The sequence below is a fragment of the Pseudomonas sp. HLS-6 TE3448 genome (assembly GCF_053629555.1).
Window position 1 is genome coordinate 2,214,516 of the sequence record NZ_JBRJIO010000001.1, and the last position, 20,049, is coordinate 2,234,564.

The 20,049-nt window shown below is 59.9% G+C and carries 17 protein-coding genes and 1 pseudogene; 9 read left to right on the forward strand and 9 right to left on the reverse strand.

What is annotated here, in order from left to right; translation table 11 throughout:
- Positions 1-2: 2 nt before the first annotated feature.
- Positions 3-1,737 (forward strand): annotated as a pseudogene (locus tag AB7M23_RS10185) (PTS fructose-like transporter subunit IIB).
- Between the two features lie 5 nt (positions 1,738-1,742).
- Here the strand turns inward: AB7M23_RS10185 and AB7M23_RS10190 are convergent.
- From AB7M23_RS10190 to AB7M23_RS10210, 5 genes are all read right to left on the reverse strand, one after another.
- Positions 1,743-2,924, reverse strand: coding sequence for an aminotransferase class V-fold PLP-dependent enzyme (locus tag AB7M23_RS10190; RefSeq protein WP_454242165.1), 1,182 nt, complete (start codon positions 2,922-2,924; stop codon positions 1,743-1,745).
- Positions 2,925-2,955: 31 nt separating this feature from the next.
- The gene (locus AB7M23_RS10195) at positions 2,956-3,189 is read right to left on the reverse strand and encodes a DUF3820 family protein (RefSeq protein ID WP_083199871.1); all 234 of its coding nucleotides are present in this window, start codon (positions 3,187-3,189) and stop codon (positions 2,956-2,958) included.
- Positions 3,190-3,303: 114 nt separating this feature from the next.
- Entirely contained in the window at positions 3,304-4,797 is a 1,494-nt protein-coding gene (locus tag AB7M23_RS10200; protein ID WP_454240747.1) for a diguanylate cyclase, read from the reverse strand.
- 305 nt (positions 4,798-5,102) lie between these two features.
- The gene (locus AB7M23_RS10205; protein WP_454240748.1) at positions 5,103-6,392 is read right to left on the reverse strand and encodes an OprD family porin; all 1,290 of its coding nucleotides are present in this window, start codon (positions 6,390-6,392) and stop codon (positions 5,103-5,105) included.
- A gap of 257 nt (positions 6,393-6,649) precedes the next feature.
- Complete coding sequence (locus AB7M23_RS10210; RefSeq protein WP_330521960.1) at positions 6,650-6,874, reverse strand: hypothetical protein; 225 nt, start codon at positions 6,872-6,874, stop codon at positions 6,650-6,652.
- A gap of 290 nt (positions 6,875-7,164) precedes the next feature.
- On the opposite strand from AB7M23_RS10210, the gene AB7M23_RS10215 reads away from it, so the two are divergent.
- On the forward strand, positions 7,165-8,736 hold the full coding sequence (locus AB7M23_RS10215) for a methyl-accepting chemotaxis protein (RefSeq protein WP_454240749.1): 1,572 nt from the start codon (positions 7,165-7,167) through the stop codon (positions 8,734-8,736).
- Here AB7M23_RS10215 and AB7M23_RS10220 read toward each other — a convergent pair.
- The 4 genes from AB7M23_RS10220 to norR all read right to left on the reverse strand — a co-directional run bounded on the left by AB7M23_RS10220 (position 8,733) and on the right by norR (position 12,419).
- Positions 8,733-9,521 (reverse strand): YkgJ family cysteine cluster protein, encoded by a 789-nt coding sequence (locus AB7M23_RS10220; protein ID WP_454240750.1) that lies wholly within the window; start codon positions 9,519-9,521, stop codon positions 8,733-8,735. The two genes, AB7M23_RS10215 and AB7M23_RS10220, sit on opposite strands and share 4 nt — an antisense overlap.
- Positions 9,499-9,816 (reverse strand): hypothetical protein, encoded by a 318-nt coding sequence (locus tag AB7M23_RS10225; protein WP_454240751.1) that lies wholly within the window; start codon positions 9,814-9,816, stop codon positions 9,499-9,501. Before AB7M23_RS10225 ends, AB7M23_RS10220 begins: the two co-directional genes overlap by 23 nt.
- 78 nt (positions 9,817-9,894) lie before the next feature.
- Complete coding sequence (locus tag AB7M23_RS10230) at positions 9,895-10,794, reverse strand: chemotaxis protein (RefSeq protein ID WP_065758893.1); 900 nt, start codon at positions 10,792-10,794, stop codon at positions 9,895-9,897.
- Between the two features lie 71 nt (positions 10,795-10,865).
- The gene (gene norR, locus AB7M23_RS10235; RefSeq protein WP_454240752.1) at positions 10,866-12,419 is read right to left on the reverse strand and encodes a nitric oxide reductase transcriptional regulator NorR; all 1,554 of its coding nucleotides are present in this window, start codon (positions 12,417-12,419) and stop codon (positions 10,866-10,868) included.
- Positions 12,420-12,575: 156 nt separating this feature from the next.
- Here norR and hmpA point away from each other — a divergent pair, with 156 nt between their 5' ends.
- From hmpA to cyoE, 7 genes are all read left to right on the forward strand, one after another.
- Positions 12,576-13,757 (forward strand): NO-inducible flavohemoprotein, encoded by a 1,182-nt coding sequence (gene hmpA / locus AB7M23_RS10240; protein ID WP_065758891.1) that lies wholly within the window; start codon positions 12,576-12,578, stop codon positions 13,755-13,757.
- 333 nt (positions 13,758-14,090) lie between these two features.
- Positions 14,091-14,597 carry a disulfide bond formation protein B gene (locus AB7M23_RS10245; protein WP_454240753.1) on the forward strand — a complete coding sequence of 169 codons (507 nt, stop codon included), beginning with the start codon at positions 14,091-14,093 and terminating at the stop codon, positions 14,595-14,597.
- 560 nt (positions 14,598-15,157) lie between these two features.
- The gene (cyoA, locus tag AB7M23_RS10250; RefSeq protein ID WP_065758889.1) at positions 15,158-16,105 is read left to right on the forward strand and encodes a ubiquinol oxidase subunit II; all 948 of its coding nucleotides are present in this window, start codon (positions 15,158-15,160) and stop codon (positions 16,103-16,105) included.
- 3 nt (positions 16,106-16,108) lie between these two features.
- A complete protein-coding gene (gene cyoB / locus AB7M23_RS10255) occupies positions 16,109-18,130 on the forward strand; it encodes a cytochrome o ubiquinol oxidase subunit I (RefSeq protein ID WP_065758888.1) in 2,022 nt (673 codons plus the stop codon).
- A 3-nt stretch (positions 18,131-18,133) separates the two neighbouring features.
- Entirely contained in the window at positions 18,134-18,757 is a 624-nt protein-coding gene (gene cyoC, locus AB7M23_RS10260) for a cytochrome o ubiquinol oxidase subunit III (protein ID WP_454240754.1), read from the forward strand.
- Positions 18,758-19,087 (forward strand): cytochrome o ubiquinol oxidase subunit IV, encoded by a 330-nt coding sequence (gene cyoD, locus AB7M23_RS10265; protein WP_065758886.1) that lies wholly within the window; start codon positions 18,758-18,760, stop codon positions 19,085-19,087.
- 10 nt (positions 19,088-19,097) lie between these two features.
- Positions 19,098-19,985 (forward strand): heme o synthase, encoded by an 888-nt coding sequence (gene cyoE / locus AB7M23_RS10270; RefSeq protein WP_330521966.1) that lies wholly within the window; start codon positions 19,098-19,100, stop codon positions 19,983-19,985.
- Positions 19,986-20,049 lie beyond the last annotated feature (64 nt).

Sequence of the window (20,049 nt, forward strand, 5' to 3'; positions counted from 1 at the left end):
ACATGAAACTGGCGATTGTCACGGCTTGTCCCAACGCCATGGTCTCCAGCGTGCTCAGTGCACGCTTGCTGGAGGCTGCGGCCCGCCGCCAGGGCTATGGCACCAGCGTCGAAGTTCACGACCCGGCACACCCTGAGCGGCAACTTCAGGCGGCGGATATCGACGCGGCTGACTGGGTTCTGGTGGTCAGCAGCGGCCCGCTGGACCTGCAACGGTTTGCCGGCAAGCGGCTGTTTCGCAGCACCCCATCGCAGGCGCTGCAGGATGTTGATCATTTCTTGCGCGAGGCGGCCCAGAAGGCCGAGGTTTATCAGCCGGTGATCGAGGCTGAGGCGCCTGTCGTACAGGGCAAGCGCATTGTCGCCATCACCGCCTGCCCGACCGGTGTGGCTCACACCTTTATGGCCGCCGAGGCGTTGCAGCAGGCAGCGCAGCAACTGGGTTACCAGCTTGAAGTGGAAACCCAGGGTTCAGTCGGCGGCCCGCACACCGCTCAGCGCCCAGGCGATTGCCGACGCGGATGTGGTGTTGCTGGCCGCCGATATCGAAGTGGCCACCGAGCGTTTTGCCGGCAAGCGGATCTACCGCTGCGGCACCGGCATTGCCCTGAAACAGGCGCGCGCTACCCTGGATAAAGCGTTGGCCGAAGGCAAGCAGGAGTCGGCGTCGGCTGGCGGGCAGGCTGCACCGGCCAAGGGTGAGAAGACCGGTGTCTACAAGCACCTGCTGACCGGTGTTTCGTTCATGTTGCCGATGGTGGTGGCAGGTGGTCTGCTGATCGCTCTGTCCTTTGTTTTCGGTATCGAGGCGTTCAAACAGCCAGGCACGTTACCTGCGGCGCTGATGCAGATCGGTGGTGAGGCGGCCTTCAAGCTGATGGTGCCGTTGCTGGCCGGCTACATCGCCTACTCGATTGCCGACCGCCCGGGCCTTGCGCCAGGCATGATTGGCGGCCTGCTGGCCAGCACCCTGGGTGCCGGGTTCATTGGCGGTATCGTCGCCGGTTTTCTCGCCGGGTACAGCGCCAAGGCCATCAACCGCTGGGCGCGACTGCCCAGCAGCCTGGAAGCACTCAAGCCGATCCTGATCATTCCGTTGCTGGCCAGCCTGTTCACGGGCCTGGTGATGATCTATGTGGTCGGCCAGCCAGTGGCGCAGATGCTCGCGGGGCTGACCCATTTCCTCGACAGCATGGGCACCACCAATGCCATTCTCCTCGGCATCCTGCTGGGCGGGATGATGTGCGTTGACCTTGGCGGGCCGATCAACAAGGCTGCGTATGCGTTTTCCGTGGGGCTGTTGGCCTCGCAGAGTTATGCACCGATGGCTGCGACCATGGCGGCGGGTATGGTGCCGCCGATCGGGCTGGGTATTGCCAGTTTTATCGCACGGCGCAAGTTTGCCCAGAGTGAGCGAGAAGCGGGCAAGGCCGCCTTGGTGCTGGGGCTGTGCTTCATTTCCGAAGGCGCAATTCCGTTTGCGGCCAAAGACCCGCTGCGGGTGATTCCCGCCAGCATTGCCGGCGGGGCGTTGACCGGTGCCTTGTCGATGTACTTCGGTTGCAAGCTGATGGCACCCCATGGCGGGCTGTTCGTGCTATTGATCCCGAACGCCATCAACCACGCGCTGCTCTACCTGTTGGCGATTCTCGCCGGTAGCCTGTTGACCGCCGTGTTGTACGCGCTGCTCAAGCGCAGCGACGTTGCCGAGTTGGCGGTCGAGCCGGTCAAGGCCTAAGAGGCTCAGGCGAGTTCGTGCAGGGCGCGGACCAGCACCTGGATATCGTCCGGTGTTGTCGTGAAGCCGGGCGTCACCCGAATGCACGGTCCGCAGGCTGAGCCATCGCGGGCCACGGTGAACAGGTTGTGCTCGTCCAGCAGGCGCCGAACCATGGCCGGCTGGTCAGGCTGGCGGGTAAAGCGCAATGAGGTGATACCGCAGTACAGGCGCGGATCGTCCGGGGTCAGTACTTCGATGCCGGGCAATGCGCGCACCTGCTCAACCCAAAGGTCACGCAGGTAACTCAGGCGTGACCCTTTTACGGCGGCGCCACCCATGGCCCGGTGCTCTTCGAATACAGTCGGCAAGGTCATCCAGGCGGGAATGTTCGGCGTGCCGTACGGCGCCCGCGAGCGGATGTCATCGCGTTGGTAACTCGCCTCGCTCATGTCCGGGTCGATGGCCTGCAGGCGTTCTTCGGCGATGTACAACACCCCCAGGCTCAGCGGCGCGCCGATCCACTTCTGCAGGTTGAAGGCGGCGAAGTCGATGCCTAACTGATCCAGTCTGAAGTCCACCAACCCCAGGGCATGGGCACCGTCGAGCATGACCTCGACACCGTGTGCTCGGGCACAGGCGGCAATGGCCTGCACCGGCATCACCAACCCGGTGCGGTGGGTCACGTAAGTCAGAGCCATCAGCTTGAGTCGAGGGTAGCGCTCGAACGCCTGGCGGTAACTGTCGAGCAGGTTGTCAAAGGTGGCTGGATGCGGATGGCGCAGCTCGATCACTTCCACACCACGGTGGTGCGCCAGCCAGCGCATGGCGCGCTGCACGCTGTCGTATTCCAGGTCGCTGATCAGTACCTGATCGCCTGGGCGCAGGCCATTGTAGTTGCGGATCAGCGACAGCATTGATGCCGATGCGCTTTGCGTCAGGGCCACCGTGTGTGCTGGAACCTGCAACAACTCAGCCAGGGCGGCGTGGATCTGCAGGGTGCCGACCTGATCGAACTGCTGACGCACCGGCAGTGAATTGCCTCGGTTGATCGCCATGATATGCGCTTGGTAGCGCTCGGCGACCGTACGTGTCATGCGACCGAAGTAGCCGTACTCAAGGTTGATCGGCCCAGGCTCGATGTCGTAGCGCGAGGCAACGTTTTGCCAGTAGCCCTCGTCACGGGCCAGAAGGGAGGTCTCAGACAGGGGCAGGTGCTTCATGCGCAGGCTCGCTGTATCAGGGGCGGGGGCGTGGGTGTTTTTTACGCAGGGGAACGAGCAAGTCCGACAGACCGTTGTGGTCGACCTCATGCATCAGCGCCAGCAGGCTGCCCAACTCGCCCTTTGGAAAGCCTTCACGGGCGAACCAGTTCAGGTACTGGCCGGGCAGGTCGGCGATCAAGCGGCCTTTGTACTTGCCGAAAGGCATTTCGCGGGTGACCAGCAGTTCAAGGGCTTCGGGGTTCATGATGCGGCAACAACCTGTGACGTCGAGGGCACGACGATACAGGCATTCTACAGGTGCGCCAAAGGACAGATTCCGTCGAAAAACAGCATACAGATTTGCCCCCGGCGGGCGCTGAGGCTAGACGACCTGATTGCGGCCGTTGTGCTTGGCTTGGTATAGCGCCTCATCGGCAGCCCTCAACAGCGCGTCGAGGCTGTGCTGCGGGCTGTCTGGCGCATGGGTGGCAACGCCGATGCTGACGGTTACCGGCTGCACATCCCCGGCATACGGTGGTTGTGCTTCGATCTGGCGGCGCAGGTTCTCGGCCAGTTGATGGGCGCCCTGCGTATCGGTTTCCGGCAGGATGATCAGAAACTCTTCGCCGCCATAACGGGCGGCAAGGTCTGCTGGCCGACGGATACAGCGCTGGATGGTTGCGGCCACTTTGCGCAGTGCCTGATCGCCGCCCTGATGGCCGTGCCGCTCGTTGAAGGCCTTGAAGCGATCTACGTCCACCATCAGTACCGACAAGGGGCGGGCGTTGCGCTTGGCCCTGGCCCATTCCTGGCGCAGCACCTGGTCCAGGCGCCGCCGATTCGGCAGGTTGGTCAGGCTGTCGGTGGCGGCGAGGGTGGCCAGGCCTTGTTCGGCATCCTGGCGGCGGCGCAGCTCGCGACCCAGCAACAGCGTGAGCCAGAGAATGCCGAGGCACAGCACGCCTGTTGCAGCACCCACCACCAGTGCGGTTCGCAGCCACGATGCGAATACTTCTTCAGTGGGCAGGGCCACAACCACCATCAATGGCAGGTCGGTGACCCGGGAAAAGGTGAACAGACGTTCTTTGCCATCCAGTGACGAGGCTGCGCTAAAGCTGCCTTTGCCTTCTTGCATGGCGCGCTGGAAGTTCGGCTCCTGGCTGAAGTCCTTGCCCACCAATTGGCGGTTGTCCACCGCCGAGTGCCGGGCGAGCAGTACGCCGTTGGTATTGATCAGGTTGATGCTGCCTTCCTGGCCGATGTCCAGGCGCTGGAACAGCTCGTCGAAGTACGACAGGCGTAATGCACCGGCAGCGACGCCAGCAAATCCGCCATGAATGTCCGAGATCCTGCGGCTAAAGCCAATGCACCAGTCCAGGTCGCCGAGCCGCGCCTTGAACGGTTGGCTGATCAGCAGGCCCAGGCCAGGGTTTGCCCGGTGATCCTGGAATACTTTGCTGTCGGCAAAGTTGGCACTGCGTGGGGTCGTGCTGTTGGAGTCAGCGATTACATCGCCGTTACTGTCGAGCCAAAGGATGTCGCCGCGCAATGGCACACTGAAGGCCTGGTTGAACAGCACCTGGTGGCGCAGTTCAGGCGGTATCGTCAGCAGCTCCGGGCGCTGTGCCGCCCAGATCAGGCCCCGCAAGGACAGGTTGTAGAGTTCCACGTTGCGCACAATGTCGGTGTCGATCAACTGCACGATGTTGCGTGCCGAGCGAACGGCGGCCTGCTCGACGTTGGTACGTTCGCGCATCAACAGGAACGTGACGATAGCAACGATCGCCAGAACCGTCAGGCAACTGCCCAGGTTAAGAACCAGTTCCGGATGGCTTCGGTACAGGGCAGAGCGTTGAGGCCGGGTGCGCGAAGTCATGGTTGCCAGTGTTTGACCATAGGTCATGAGCAAGAGGGAGTGCACGGAGGGTGCGCGGCGGCGTATTTTAGGGGTGTGTGTATTGTCGGACAAGATCTAAGGTTATGCATGTCGCTACCTTGTCAGGTCCAACAGATGAACGGCGGGTGCCTTTTGGTGCGCAGGTCTCTGCAGGTGCAGGTCGTGCCTGCGATACGGGCGCTGTGTACGTGCTGGCGCCCGAACGCTCCCATCGCAGGCAAGCCTGCTCCAACAAGGCTCTTGCAGCCCCGAAGGCATGACTGGCTCGCCTGCGATGCTGCAGGTCAGAAAATGTTCAGCGGATACTCGACGATCACACGGTATTCATCGACGTTGTTATCCACCTGCGAATAGCCCTGGCTACCCCGGTGGGCGGCCCAGCGCAGCAGGACGGAAAGGTCCTTGAGGTTGCCTTCCTGGAACACGTACTGCAGGTCGATGTCGCGCTCCCAGTGCTGCGCGTTCTTGCCATCGGGGTTGTACCAGGTTTCGCCGTAGCCTGCGCTGTTCGGGTCGACTTTGGTCAGGTCCAGCTCACCGCGTGAGTAGGACACCACCGAAGTCAGGCCGGGTACGTCAAGGCCCGCGAAGTCATACGCGTACTTGAGCTTCCAGGAGCGCTCGTTGGGGCCGTTGAAGTCCGAGTAGATCTGCGAGTTGTCCAGGTAGATGCTGTCGCCCTGGGTGATGTAGTCGAATGGGGTGTTGCCGTTGACGCGCTGATACACCGCGGTGATCGCATGAAAACCGATACCGACGGTGAAGTGCAGGCTGTAAGTGTTGTTGTCGATGTTGCCCAGCAGCGCATCGCCCGTGTCCTGGGTGTGATAGAAATGCACGCCGGGGTTGAGGCTGACCAGATCGTTCACCTGATAGGTGTAGTCGACGTCGGCGTAGTACTGGTTCCAGATGTCCTTGAGTTCCGCGGCATACAGGCTGGCGGTGAGGTTCGGAATCGAACTCCAGGCTACTCCGGCCCAGTTCAGGTGGCGGCTTTCGCGGTCGTCTGGCAGTTCGCCATAAGAGGTGCCGATGCGGCTGTGCCCGCTTTGGTTGTAGAGCTTGGTGAAGCTGGCCTGGCCGGCGTCGAACATCAGGCCGTCGAGGCTGTTGTTGGTCAGGCTGACCCCGCGGAAGGTCTGCGGCAACATGCGGCTTTCGCCCCCGGCGATCACCGGGTTGTTCAGGAACAGGTCGCCGGCCTTGAGCTCGGTGTCGAAGGCCTTGAGCTTGAGCGCCGCCCCTGCGGTCGAGAAGGAATCCGGAGCCTTGCCATACTCGTAACCTTCTTTGCTGGTACTGCTGACCGGCAGAATGCTGGAGTTGCCGGTACCGCCACCGCCATCGAGCTTCAGGCCGAGCATGGCATGCGCATCAAGGCCGAAGCCGAGTGGGCCTTGCGTGTAGCCCGACTCAAACTTGCCAATGAAGCCCTGGCCCCACTCCTTGTTATCGCGCTGGCCTTGCGAGAGCTGGTTGCGATTCATGTAGTAGTTACGGCTAAGCAATTTGAGGCTGGAGCCTTCGATGAAACCTTCAGCGGGTTCGTCGTCTGCTTGGGCAGTGAAAGGCATCGTTGCAGCCAGTGCAACGAATAGTGGTGTGAATCGTAAAGCAATGCTCACCGTGGTTAACTCCTTGGGTGAAGGTGTGGCTGTTTTTTATTGTGCGAAACAACGATCGTCAGGGGGTAAGGACGATCAGACTCAGGCACTTTTTACCGCGCCAAAAAAAGCCGCTGATCAGCAGCGGCTTTAGACGAAAACCGCACCGGTGAATGCATCACCGGTGCGGTTTTCGGGGGGAGAGCAGAGGGGGCGCTGGGCGCCTGTCAGCTGTCGCTACGGTCACTCGCCGAAACCTTGGACGCTGCGTTTTTCTGGGTTTCCAAGCGGTCTTTACCCTGTTCTGCAATCGCGTGGCGAGCGTTGTCGAGTGCGGCGGCGCGGGCGGCATTCTGAGCCACGAACGCTTGCGACTCTTCGGCCATTACGACCGGCGACAACAACAAAGAAGACAGAACAAAAACGCTGGCAATACCCATACTGTTGGACATTTCGACAAACCTTCTTGCAGAGCAAGTGCTAGTTAGGTGTACATAAATTAGTCGGAAATGTTCGAATGAAACAGAGAGTATTCGGATAAGAACTGTTGCATTTTCGGTAAAAATGGCGGGGCGCGTGCCTGTCCTGGGCGATGTGACTGATCAGTCTGTGAGCATCTTTCGGCTGACAACGCGAGTATGGCCATTTGCCAATATCCTGCTCCAAGTCAATGTTTCAGAAAAAAAACACCTTAGAGTCGAACGCCCTGCCGATTTTCTGCCAACAATAATGAGCGCCCACAATGAAGAGCAATCTGCCTGTGACTGGCCGCAATATGGATTATCCCGGCGATGCCAACATCCTCTCTACCACTGACCTTACCAGCGCGATTACCTACGCCAATGATGACTTTGTCAGCATCAGCGGTTTTAGTCGTGAAGAGCTTATAGGGCAGCACCATAACCTCGTGCGCCACCCGGACATGCCGCCGTTGGCCTTCGAGCAGATGTGGCAGACGCTCAAGCGCGGGCGTTCGTGGATGGGGCTGGTGAAGAATCGTTGCAAGAGTGGCGATCATTACTGGGTCAGTGCATTTGTGACACCGATCACCAGCCAGGGGCAGACGGTTGAGTACCAGTCGGTACGCACCAAACCGGCAGCTGCGCATGTCGAGGCCGCCGAGCGATTGTATGCCCAGTTGCGCAGTGGTCGCACCAGCTGGTTGCAGCGCCTGCCTGTGCCGGGGCTGGAGTGGCAGTTATGGGGCGGCATGAGCCTGGCATTTACCGTGGCAATGGCCGCGCACTGGCTGCTGCCACTGTCGGATCTACTGACCCTGGCGCTGAGCTTTGCACTGAGTGCTGCCGTGGTATTTCCCCTGTTACGGCCCTTTGAACGCTTGCGACGCCGTGCCAAGGCGGTTGCGGACAACCCATTGAGCCAGCAGCTGTATACCGGTCGCCGGGATGGCGTCGGGCAAATCGAGTTTGCCATGCTGATGCTGGAGTCTCAGGTGGGCGCTGTGGTTGGGCGCATTGGCGACACGTCCAAGCGCTTGGCGGTGGAAGCGGCTGAGCTGGCCAGCCACCTGCACAGCAGTCACAACAGTACGCTGGGCCAGCAAAGTGAAACGGATCAGGTGGCTACTGCCATCCACCAGATGGCGGCCAGTGTGGCTCAGGTCGCCAGCAGTGCTCAGCAGGCCTCACAGGCGGCGGACCAGGCTGAAGATGAAACCCAGAGCGGGCAGCAACTGGTTGATCAGAGCCAGAACGCGATTTTGCAGTTGGCCCGTGAGCTGGAGGTTGCCACGCAAGTTATCCACAACCTGGAGAGCCACAGCAGTGAGATTTCCAGTGTGCTGGATGTCATTCGCAGCATTGCCGAGCAGACCAACCTGCTGGCCTTGAACGCCGCCATCGAGGCGGCTCGGGCAGGCGATCAGGGGCGCGGCTTTGCAGTGGTGGCTGACGAAGTGCGCGGCTTGGCGAAGCGCACTGCCCAATCGACTCAGGAAATTCAACGCATGATCGGTGTGTTGCAAAGCGGTGCGCGCGATGCCGTGCTGGCGATGCAACAGAGCAGTACCTATGTCGGCAATAGCGTTGAGCAGGCACAGCGTGCTGCCAGTGCGCTTGATGGCATCAGTCAGCGGGTTACCCAGATCAATGAAATGAGCCTGCAGATTGCGGCGGCGGTCGAGGAGCAAAGCAGTGTCAGTGAAGACATCAACCGCAACATCACCAGCATTCGCCAAGCCAGCGAAGTTACGGTCAGTGCCGGGCAGCGCGGCCACCTGAACTCCAGCAATGTTGCCGAGCTGGCCGAGGGCTTGCGGCAACTGGCTGACGAATTCTGGCGCCGCCGCAGTTAACCGGCCTGAAGTGGAATGAAGCTGTAGTAGGTCGCCGGTTCGCTGGTGACCTGCGCTCCCAGCGTTCGCAGTTGCTCGGCCAATAGCGGATCGGTCACGTGCAGGCGCCAAGCGCTGCCGGTATCGGCAGAGGCCTCGACGTCACGGATTGCACTCGCCATGGCCTCGACGGTCGGCAGGTAGGCGGTGAAACCGTTGCCCTTCACTGCGCTGACATCAATGCCCAGGTGTTGGCAGATCGCAACTTTGGCACGGATATCTTCGCGGTCAGCCTGACGCGATTGCTCGATCAGTGCTGCCAGTTCCGGGTCCTGGAGCTGGTCGCGGTGAATCAACAGCGGCCCATCCTGCCAGGCTTCGGGTGGGCAATCCTTGGCCTCGGGGCGCAGCGGAATGTGCGGGTTGATTTCCATTGGGTAGATGCGGCATACCAGTGGCCGTTCCGTGTAGATGCGGCAGCGGTAATCCGCATCCAGGTTGCGGCAGGGGCCGACGTTGTACGCCGCAAAGGTCACCGCCAGGTGGATCTGGCTCGCGCCGCACGCCACCGGAAAACTGCGGCGCAAGGCATGCTCGCGCTGGCCGTCAGGCAGGCCTGGGCCCTGCTCGAAAAACGCTTCGAGCAAGACAATCAGTTGGCCGCCGGATGCGCTCCAGCGCCCGGCTTCGGCCAGGGTCAGGGGCACATGATGATCGGTACAGCATTTGCCGCAGCCGACGCAATTGAACGGGGTGGAAAGAGACACGGTAGTGGGCTTCTTCTTAACGAACGGGTGTGACGGCATCCCACTCGGTCACGTGGGCAGTACGGGTTTCACGGTGGTACAGGCACAGCTCGGTACCGGCCTTGTTCTTCATGTGCGCAGGCTTGTAGTGCCCCTGCAAGAGGATCGCCGTGTAACCCACGCTGTCATCGAACAAGGCGCTCTGCTTGAGCGGCTTGACTGAGGTGAGTTGGCTGGCGGCTACGCAGGTGGCCAATGCCTGGTGTTGCGCGTCGGCCCAGGCTGCATCGCTGGAGGCGTTCGCCTGGGTGAGTGGCAAGGCCAACAGGCACAGGGTCATTACGGCGTTTCTCATGGTGCGCGCCTCGTGGGCAGTGACGGTTGCTGGCGATTATGCCTCAGACCGACTGCCCGACAAGTGAGCACAATGCCTTCACTGGCCGAAGTCGGCCACCGTACGCGCAGCATGGATCAGGCAGTCGGTCAGCTCCGGTGAGGAAAACTTGGTCAGTACGGCATTGGCTCCGGCGGCCTTGGCTTTCTCGCTGTTCATGGCGCTGTCCAGCGAGGTGTGCAGGAGCACGTAGAGGTGCTGGAAGTCCGGTGTTTCGCGCAGGGTGCGGGTAAAGGCGTAGCCATCCATTTCGGACATCTCGATGTCCGAGACCACCACGTTGATCTCCTGGTCAGTGCCTTGCAGCTCCAGCAGTTTGTCGATGGCTTCCTTGGCGCTGCGGGCGGTGTGGCACTCGATACCCAGGTTGCGCAAGGTGTGTACCGACTGCTGCAGGGCCACCTGGCTGTCGTCGACCACCAGAATATTGGCAGCGCCAAGCACCGCAGCGTCTTCTGGAGCCAGCTCGATATGGGTGTGATCGTGAGGCGCAGGGGTAATGCCGTGAATCACTTTTTCGATGTCCAGCACTTGCACCAGCGTACCGTCGACCTGGGTTACCCCGGTAATGAACGACTTGCCGCCCGAGGCGAAGGGTGGCGGGCGAATGTCGGTACTCAGGCAGTGAACGATCTTGCTCACGGCTTGTACGTGCAGGCCCTGTTTTGAACGGCTGATATCCGTAACGATCAGGCAGCCCCCGTCCGGGTCGAGCAAGGGGCGCTCGCCGATGGCGCGGGACAGGTCGATCACCGACAGCGAGTTGCCGCGCAAGGTGGCGACGCCTTTGACATGCGGGTGGGACTCAGGCAACCGGGTCAGCGGTGGGCAGGCGATAATCTCGCTGACCTTGAGCAGGTTGATGGCCATCAGCTTGCCGCTGCGCAGGGTGAACAACAGCAGCGACAGCGAGTCCGCACGGGCTTTTTGCGAGACCATAGGCACCTTCAAGGTTTAAGAACAGGGTGAGATGTCGGGTTATCGGCCCAGCATCGGCTGGCTTTAATGCGTCAGCGTAGACCGAGGCGCTTGGCCAGGCGATTGAGGTTGGCCCGATCCAGGCCCAGCTCGCGTGCGGCACTCGCCCAATTGTGTTGATGGCGTTCCAGGCTGGTTTTGATCAGGTCGCGCTGGTAGGTGTCCAGCGCCAGGCGCAGGTCGCCGACCACCGTCGCACTGGCAGGGCTTGCAGTGTTGCTGACCGAGGCCGACTCACTGTGGGGTGCCGGCAAGTCGAGGTCGCTGGCGCTCAGGCTGAGAATTTTCGGTCGTTCCGGGTGTTGTCCAAGGGCCTTGAGTGCCGAGCGGCCAATCAAGTGCTCCAGCTCGCGGACATTGCCTGGCCAGTTATAGGCCAGCAGTGCGGCCTGTGCGTCGGGTGTCAGGCGCAGGCTGTTCAGGCCCATGCGGGAGCGGTTCTGTTCAAGGAAGTAGCCACTGATCAGCAGCACATCGCGCCCACGCTCGCGCAGCGGCGGCACCTGCAGAGGGTAGACGCTCAGGCGATGATAGAAGTCGGCGCGGTAGCGACCGGCGCGCACCTCTTCGGAGAGGTCGCGGTTGGTGGCGGCAATCAGGCGCACATCCACCCGATGATCCTGATCCGAACCCAGCCGTTGCAACTGGCCGCTTTGCAGTACGCGCAACAGTTTGGCTTGCACCTGCAGGGATAGCTCGCCCACCTCATCGAGAAACAGCGTGCCGCCGTTGGCCAGCTCGAACTTGCCGCGGCGTTCACCCACTGCGCCGGTAAAGGCCCCACGTACATGGCCGAACAGTTCGCTTTCCACCAGGGTGTCGGGCAGGGCGGCGCAGTTCAGGCTGACCAGCGGCTTGTCGGCGCGTGACGAGGCTGCATGAATGGCCTGGGCCACTAACTCTTTGCCGACCCCGGTTTCGCCGGTGATCAACACGGTCAGGTCGCTGCCGCCTACCAGGGCGATCTCTTCAAGCAGGCGTTTGTGCGGCTTGCTCTGGCCGATCAACTCCCGCTCCTGAAAACCACTGGCCTCGCGGTAGAGTTCGGCCCGTTGGTGTTCGTCCTCTATGCGCAGGGCCAGGCGCTCGATCCGTTCGGCCACCTTGACCGTTGCGGCGGCCAGGCTGGCGAAGGCTTGCAGGGCATCAAGCTCAATCTGCTGAAAGCGTTCCGGGGCGAGTGCGTCCAGGGTAATCAGCCCCCAAGGCTGTTCATCAACGAACAGCGGACAGCCCATGCAGTCGTGTACTTCAAGGTGCTGGTGCAGGCCTTCGACCAGGCCGTCATAAGGGTCGGGCAGGTCGCTGTCGCTGGCAAAGCGTGTGGGTTCGTGACGGCTTAGCAACACCTGAAAACGCGGGTGCTCGCTGATTTTGAAGCGCCGCCCCAGGGTGTCGGTACTCAAGCCGTCGACCGCCAATGGCACGAGCCATTCGCCCTCGCGTTTCAGCAAGGCCGCAGCGTCGCATGGCAACAGGGTTCGCATGGCCTCCAGCAGGCGTCGATAGCGTTCGCGTTCCGGCAGCTCGCGGGACAGGTCGCTAACCAGTGGCAGCAGGGCGGTGAGCAGGGGCTTTGCGGTCATAATGACTCCTGTTGGTCGAAATGACTATAAAACAGATCGGGTCATAATGACTCTATATTTTTTAAGTTATTGATTTTATTGAATTTTAAACTTGGCACGGTTCCTGAATTACTCATGGCAGTTTTTTACAGAAGCCATAGGCTCAGGAGTCCCCTTATGCTCAATGCCCAAGACCGTGCAATCATCAAAGCAACCGTGCCGCTGCTGGAAAGCGGTGGTGAAGCGCTGACCACGCACTTCTACAAGCTCATGCTCAGCGAGTACCCCGAGGTGCGTCCGCTGTTCAACCAGGCTCACCAAGCCAGCGGTGACCAGCCACGTGCATTGGCCAATGGCGTACTGATGTATGCGCGGCATATCGACCAGCTCGAGCAACTGGGGGGGCTGGTCGGGCAGATTATCAATAAGCATGTGGCCTTGCAGATCCTGCCAGAGCACTACCCGATCGTCGGTAGCTGCCTGCTGCGCGCCATTGAAGAAGTGTTGGGCAGTGAAATTGCCACCCCTGAAGTCATTGCCGCCTGGGGGGCAGCCTATCAACAACTGGCCGACATCCTGATCGGCGCCGAAGCCCAGGTTTATGACCAGAAAGCCGAAGCCGTCGGTGGCTGGCGTGGTGCGCGGGTGTTCAAGCTGGCTGCGCGGGTGGAGGAGAGCAGCGAGATCGTTTCCTTCTACTTCGCGCCTGAAGATGGCGGTGCGATTCTGGCGGCAGAGCCGGGTCAGTACATCGGCCTGCAGCTGTTCATCGACGGCGAAGAGCATCGTCGCAACTACTCGCTGTCGGCATTGAGCAAGGGCGGCCAATACCGCATCAGTGTCAAGCGTGAGGAGGGCGGTAAAGTCTCCAACTACCTGCATGAGCAACTGCAGGTGGGCGATACCCTGAACCTGTTCCCGCCGTCGGGCGAGTTCACCTTGGCTGCCAGCGACAAGCCGCTGGTGCTGATCAGTGGTGGCGTAGGCATCACGCCGACGCTGGCGATGGTGGAGGCAGCGCTTTCCACGGGCCGCTTGATTCACTTTATCCACTGCGCCCGTAACGGTGCAGTGCATGCCTTCCGTGGCTGGATCGATGACCTGGCGGCGACGCATCCGCAGTTCAAGCGCTTCTACTGCTACGCCGAAGACGATGGCGCCAGCCCGGCTGCCGATGCCGTGGGGCTGTTGACCCTCGACCAGTTGGATCAGTGGCTGCCGGCTGAGCGTGACCTGGATGCCTACTTCCTCGGGCCCAAGGGCTTCATGGCGACCGTCAAGCGTCACCTGAAAGGCCTGGGTGTGCCGGAGCAGCAGAGCCGTTATGAGTTCTTCGGGCCGGCTGCAGCGCTGGAATAACCCTCCACAATCCCCAGCAAGGCCGACTCCTGCCTGGAGCCGGCCTTGTTGGCGGTTCAATACGCTGCGCCGCAGCGGAAAAAGCTCGATGTGTAAAAACCTTTAAAGGTTAATCCTGCATTAATCAGCTTATCCTTCACTGCCTGATGTCTATCACGCATGCCTCCTTTCCGATACGTTCCGTTGCCCCGAGGTAACGCTCGGCGATCGGCCGAGCCGCGATGGCCGATGCGGGGCGCGAATTTTGCACATTCAAAGGCCAGAGCCAGCGTGTAGACTTTCGTGTGGCGGTCGGCCGCCAGCGGAGTCATTTATCTATTAAAGGGAACGGCAATGAATGAACACGTACAGCGCCTGAATCGAGAGCGGCGCTTTCTGGTTCTGCTGGGGATAATCTGCCTGGCGTTGATCGGAGGCGCACTGTATATGCAGATCGTCCTCGGTGAGGCACCGTGCCCGCTGTGCATCCTGCAGCGGTACGCGTTGCTGCTGATTGCCCTGTTTGCCTTCATCGGTGCGGCCATGCCCGGTAAGCGCAGCCTGACGGTCTTCGAGATACTGGTAGTACTGAGCGCCATAGGCGGCATCGCCGCTGCGGGCAACCATGTCTATATTCTGGCCAACCCGGCCGTCAGTTGTGGTATCGACACCCTGCAACCGATCGTCGACGGGTTGCCGCTGGCTTCGGTTCTGCCGCTGGTGTTTCAGGTCGATGGCTTTTGCTCCACGCCCTACCCGCCGGTAATGGGTTTGTCGCTGGCGCAATGGGCGCTGCTGGCCTTTACCCTGACGGCTGTTCTGGTACCGCTGGGCATCTACCGCAACCGTCGCCAGCCTTAGACAAAAGTCACGCGCCGGGCAAGTGCGCTGCGACATCCGGTGCGCCTTGAATGTCGCAGCAGCATTGATCTGGATCAAGTCGCAGCCCTTGTAGTGCGGGCCTTTCAGGCGTACTGGGAGGGGTGCGACAAACTGTCGCAAAATTGATTTTGAACGATTTATTGTTGCAGTTTCTGTAAAGGACTGTTGCGCAATAAGTCATAGTCAATGCCAAGTTACATATCTACAATCGCCCCCAATTTCCGTTCGGCACCGCTTGCGAGTCGCAGGATTAAAGGAGCTAAGGCTCTTTTCGCTGACTCTGTCGAGCATCGCCAGCGGCGATGCCGGGCTGACCCCCCTCCGTGATTTCCCGCACCAAATGGACTTGGTCTGAAGACAGGCCCGTTGCCTACGAAGTCAAAATAATAACCGTCGTTATATAGGGTTTTGCTGAGTCGCCACAGCGCTCCTCCATGCATGCCCCTATTCGATCCCGTAAATGCTAACGCTTGGCAGGACGAAGTGTTGGCGACCAAAACACAAATTGCATTGAAGCAAGCTGCTCTAGAGGTCGTGAAATGAGTAAAAAGCGTTACCCCAGACTGTTTGGCATTCTGCCCTTTTTAGGCATGCTTTTTCTCAGTGGGTGCAATTGGACCCTGCTCGACCCGAAGGGTCAGGTCGGCATTGAGCAAAAGAACCTTATCCTGATCGCTACCGGCCTGATGCTGTTGGTGGTGATTCCGGTCATCCTGATGACCATCGCATTCGCCTGGAAGTACCGTGCTTCCAACAAGGCGGCCAACTACACGCCTGACTGGTCGCACTCGACCAAGATCGAAGTGGCGGTCTGGACCATCCCGGTACTGATCATCATTGCGCTGGGCTATGTCACCTACAAGACCACCCACTCGCTGGATCCGTATCGCCCTCTGGACTCCGAGGTCAAGCCGGTACAGATCGACGTGGTCGCGCTGGACTGGAAATGGCTGTTCATCTACCCGGAACAAGGCATTGCCACGGTCAACAAGATCGTCTTCCCGGCCAACACCCCGGTTAACTTCCGCGTGACCTCCGATGCGGTCATGAACTCGTTCTTCATCCCGGGCCTGGGCGGTCAGATCTACGCCATGGCCGGTATGACCACCAAGCTGCACCTGATCGCCAACGAGAAGGGTGAGTTCGACGGTATCTCCGCCAACTACAGCGGTGCGGGTTTCACCGGTATGAAGTTCAAGGCAATTGCCACCTCTCAGGCTGATTTCGACGCCTGGGTAAACGAAGTCAAGCAGTCGCCTAAGCAGCTGGAAGCAGCTGAGTACGAGGCTCTGGCCAAACCAAGCGAAAACAATCCGGTTGCGCTGTACGGCGCTGCACCGGCTGACTTCTTCCAGACCATCGTCGACAAGTACGAAGGCATGAAACGTGGCAAGCCTGTGCACCACGAGAAGGAAGCCAGCAAGGAAGTAGCCGCTGTGCAAGAGGTGGACACGAGTATGCATTCAGCTGCTGGGGCAGAGGAGTAAGAGATGTTCGGTAAACTAAGTCTGGATGCGATACCGTATCACGAGCCGATAGTCATGGTGACCATTGCCATGATCGCGCTCGGCGGTATCGCGCTGATCGGTGCTATCACCTATTTCCGCAAGTGGACCTACCTGTGGACTGAGTGGCTGACTTCGGTCGACCACAAGAAAATCGGGGTGATGTACATCATCGTCGCGATGGTCATGCTGCTGCGCGGCTTTGCCGACGCCATCATGATGCGTACCCAGTTGGCCATGGCCACTGGCGGCGGCGAGGGCTACCTGCCGCCCGAACACTATGACCAGATCTTCACCGCTCACGGTGTGATCATGATCATTTTCATGGCCATGCCATTCTTCACCGGCTTGATGAACATCGTCCTGCCGCTGCAGATCGGTGCGCGTGACGTGGCCTTCCCGTTCCTGAACTCCCTGAGCTTCTGGCTGCTGGTGTCCGGCGTTGCGCTGGTCAACATCTCCCTGGGCGTTGGTGAATTCGCCAAGACCGGCTGGGTTGCCTATCCGCCGCTGGCCGGGATTCAGTACAGCCCTGGCGTCGGTGTGGACTACTACATCTGGGCGCTACAGATATCCGGATTGGGGACAACGCTAACGGGCGTCAACTTCCTTGCCACCGTGCTGAAAATGCGCGCGCCTGGCATGAAGCTGATGGACATGCCGATCTTCACCTGGACCTGCACCTGGGCCAACATCCTGATCGTTGCATCGTTCCCGATCCTGACCGCTACACTCGCACTGCTGACTGTTGACCGTTATCTGGACTTCCACATTTTCACCAACGAGCTTGGTGGGAACCCGATGATGTACGTCAACCTGTTCTGGGCGTGGGGTCACCCTGAGGTGTACATCCTGATCCTGCCGGCGTTCGGCGTGTTCTCGGAAGTCATTTCGACCTTCACCGGCAAGCGTCTGTTCGGCCACAAGTCGATGATCTACGCCAGCGGCGCGATCTCGGTACTGGGCTTCGGCGTTTGGCTGCACCACTTCTTCACCATGGGTTCGGGCGCTAGCGTCAACACCTTCTTCGGTCTGGCGACGATGCTGATTTCGATCCCGACCGGTGTGAAACTGTTCAACTGGCTGTTCACCATCTACCAGGGCCGTCTGCGCTTCACCGCGCCAGTATGCTGGACCCTGGGCTTCATGATCACCTTCTCCATCGGTGGTATGACGGGCGTTCTGCTGGCGGTTCCAGGTGCTGACTTCGTTCTGCACAACAGCCTGTTCGTGATTGCTCACTTCCACAACGTGATCATCGGTGGCGCGGTATTCGGCTACATCGCCGGTTTCGCCTTCTGGTTCCCGAAAGCCTTCGGTTTCACCCTGAACGAGAAGTGGGGCAAAGCGGCCTTCTGGTTCTGGATCTCCGGCTTCTACGTGGCCTTCATGCCACTGTACGCGCTGGGCTTCATGGGTATGACCCGTCGTCTGAACAGCTCGACCAACCCTGCCTGGGAACCGTACCTGTACGTTGCCGTGGTTGGTGCGGTGCTGATCCTGTTCGGTATCGCCTGCCAGCTGATCCAGCTGTACGTTTCGATCCGTGATCGCAAGCAGAACATGGACGTTACCGGTGACCCGTGGAACGGCCACACCCTGGAATGGTCGACTTCGTCGCCACCACCGTTCTACAACTTCGCCACCCTGCCAGTTAATGCCGGCCTGGATGCATTCACCGAAGCCAAGCGTGATGGCTCTGCTTACAAGGCTCCTGCCAAGTACAGCGCGATCCACATGCCGAACAACACCGCCACTGGCGTGTGGATGGGTGCACTGATCACTGTGTTCGGTTTCGCCATGATCTGGCACATCTGGTGGCTGGTTGTCGCCAGCCTGGTTGGCACCATTGCGGTCTTCGTTGCTCATGCTGCACGTGACGACCAGGGCTACATGGTTCCTGCAGAGGAAGTCGCCCGCATCGAGGGTGAGCGTTTGAAGGCCTTGGGCCTGGCAACCGGCTCCCCAGTGCATGGCGCACGTGTCGAATCGTTTGAACGGGTTTAATCAATGTCCAGTCATGTATTGAATGCTGATGCTGCTCATGGTCACGACCATGGGCACGAAGAACACCACGACTCGGGCCCGATGACCGTATTCGGTTTCTGGCTCTACCTGATGACCGACTGCATTCTGTTTGCGTCGATCTTCGCGGCCTTCGGGGTACTGTCGAGTAACTTCGCCGGTGGTCCGTCGGGTCATGACATCTTTGAACTGAACTACGTACTGGCTGAAACAGCGCTGCTGCTGTTCTCCAGTATCACCTTCGGTTTCGCGATGCTGGCGATGTACAAGGGCAACAAGAATGGTGTGCTGGCCTGGTTGGCCATCACCTTCCTGTTGGGCCTTGGCTTCATCGTGATGGAAGTCAACGAGTTCCACCTGCTGATCTCTGAGGGCTTCGGTCCTCAGCGCAGCGGCTTCCTGTCGGGCTTCTTTGCACTGGTGGGTACTCACGGTCTGCACGTGACCGGCGGCCTGATCTGGATGGCTGTAATGATGTACCAGATCAACAAGAAGGGTATCACCGCGACCAACAAGACCCGCATGAGCTGCCTGAGCCTGTTCTGGCACTTCCTGGACGTGGTCTGGATCTGCGTGTTCACCGTTGTCTACCTGCTGGGGGTTCTGTAAATGGCTAACGCTCATCATAGTCACGACGCCAGCCACGGCAGCTACAAGTCGTACGCGATCGGTTTCATCCTGTCGGTCATCCTGACGGTCATTCCATTTGGTCTGGTGATGTACCCAAGCCTGCCAAAAGACATGACCATCCTGATCGTGGTGGCCTTCGCAGTGATCCAGGTAGTCGTCCATCTGTTCTACTTCCTGCACCTGGACAGCTCGCGTGAGCAGCGCTGGAACGTCAGTGCCTTCCTGTTCACAGGGCTGGTTATCGTGCTGCTGGTCGGTCTGTCCCTGTGGATCATGTTCAGCATCCACACCAGCATGATGGCGAAGTGAGGTAGACAGCATGTCCTTTAAGCACTTTATCCAAATCACCAAACCGGGGATCATTTTCGGTAACGTGCTTTCTGTGGCAGGCGGTTTCTTCCTTGCCGCGCAAGGGCATGTCGACTTCGCACTGTTCTTGGCGACGGTTATTGGTACTTCGTTGGTGGTGGCGTCCGGTTGCGTGTTCAACAACTGCATCGACCGTGACATCGACCTGAAGATGGAACGTACCAAGAACCGCGCCATGGTTCAGGGCCTGATCTCGCTGAAACTGGCGCTGGTCTACGCCACCCTGCTCGGGGTGGCCGGCTTTGGCCTGCTGTACGTCAAGGCCAACCCGCTGGCGGCGCTGTTTGCCCTGATCGGCTTCGTCATCTACGTCGGCTTCTACAGCCTGTACCTGAAGCGTAAATCGGTGCACGGCACCCTGGTTGGCAGCCTGTCCGGTGCCATGCCTCCGGTGATCGGTTACTGCGCCGTGAGCAACAGCTTCGACCTGGCTGCGCTGACCCTGCTGGTGATGTTCAGCCTGTGGCAGATGCCGCATTCCTATGCGATTGCGATCTTCCGCTTCAACGACTACCTCGCAGCGTCGATTCCGGTACTGCCGGTAAAGCGCGGTATTGGTGTCGCCAAGAAGCACATCCTGCTGTACATCATCGCGTTCCTGCTTGCCACCCTGATGCTCACCATCGGCGGCTACGCCGGCATGAGCTACATGGCGGTAGCAGCGGCCATGGGCATGTACTGGTTGTACATGGCCTGGACCGGCTACAAGGCAGTAGATGATCGCCTCTGGGCACGCAAGCTGTTCGTGTTCTCGATCTTCACCATTACCGCCCTGAGCGTGATGATGTCGCTGGACACCAAAGTGCCGACCGAGTTGTTGCTGACTTACGCGCACTGACAGTCGCCTGCTTCATGAAAAGCCCCGGCTCAATGCCGGGGTTTTTTTTGGGCGCGTTTCCGTA

Coding starts and splice junctions, on each gene's coding strand:
- AB7M23_RS10200 (WP_454240747.1), bottom strand. CDS start 4,797: ATGACTTCGCGCACCCGGCCTCAACGCTCTGCCCTGTACCGAAGCCAT.
- AB7M23_RS10205 (WP_454240748.1), bottom strand. CDS start 6,392: ATGCCTTTCACTGCCCAAGCAGACGACGAACCCGCTGAAGGTTTCATC.
- AB7M23_RS10210 (WP_330521960.1), bottom strand. CDS start 6,874: ATGTCCAACAGTATGGGTATTGCCAGCGTTTTTGTTCTGTCTTCTTTG.
- AB7M23_RS10215 (WP_454240749.1), top strand. CDS start 7,165: ATGAAGAGCAATCTGCCTGTGACTGGCCGCAATATGGATTATCCCGGC.
- AB7M23_RS10220 (WP_454240750.1), bottom strand. CDS start 9,521: ATGCCGTCACACCCGTTCGTTAAGAAGAAGCCCACTACCGTGTCTCTT.
- AB7M23_RS10225 (WP_454240751.1), bottom strand. CDS start 9,816: ATGAGAAACGCCGTAATGACCCTGTGCCTGTTGGCCTTGCCACTCACC.
- AB7M23_RS10230 (WP_065758893.1), bottom strand. CDS start 10,794: ATGGTCTCGCAAAAAGCCCGTGCGGACTCGCTGTCGCTGCTGTTGTTC.
- norR (WP_454240752.1), bottom strand. CDS start 12,419: ATGACCGCAAAGCCCCTGCTCACCGCCCTGCTGCCACTGGTTAGCGAC.
- hmpA (WP_065758891.1), top strand. CDS start 12,576: ATGCTCAATGCCCAAGACCGTGCAATCATCAAAGCAACCGTGCCGCTG.
- AB7M23_RS10245 (WP_454240753.1), top strand. CDS start 14,091: ATGAATGAACACGTACAGCGCCTGAATCGAGAGCGGCGCTTTCTGGTT.
- cyoA (WP_065758889.1), top strand. CDS start 15,158: ATGAGTAAAAAGCGTTACCCCAGACTGTTTGGCATTCTGCCCTTTTTA.
- cyoB (WP_065758888.1), top strand. CDS start 16,109: ATGTTCGGTAAACTAAGTCTGGATGCGATACCGTATCACGAGCCGATA.
- cyoC (WP_454240754.1), top strand. CDS start 18,134: ATGTCCAGTCATGTATTGAATGCTGATGCTGCTCATGGTCACGACCAT.
- cyoD (WP_065758886.1), top strand. CDS start 18,758: ATGGCTAACGCTCATCATAGTCACGACGCCAGCCACGGCAGCTACAAG.
- cyoE (WP_330521966.1), top strand. CDS start 19,098: ATGTCCTTTAAGCACTTTATCCAAATCACCAAACCGGGGATCATTTTC.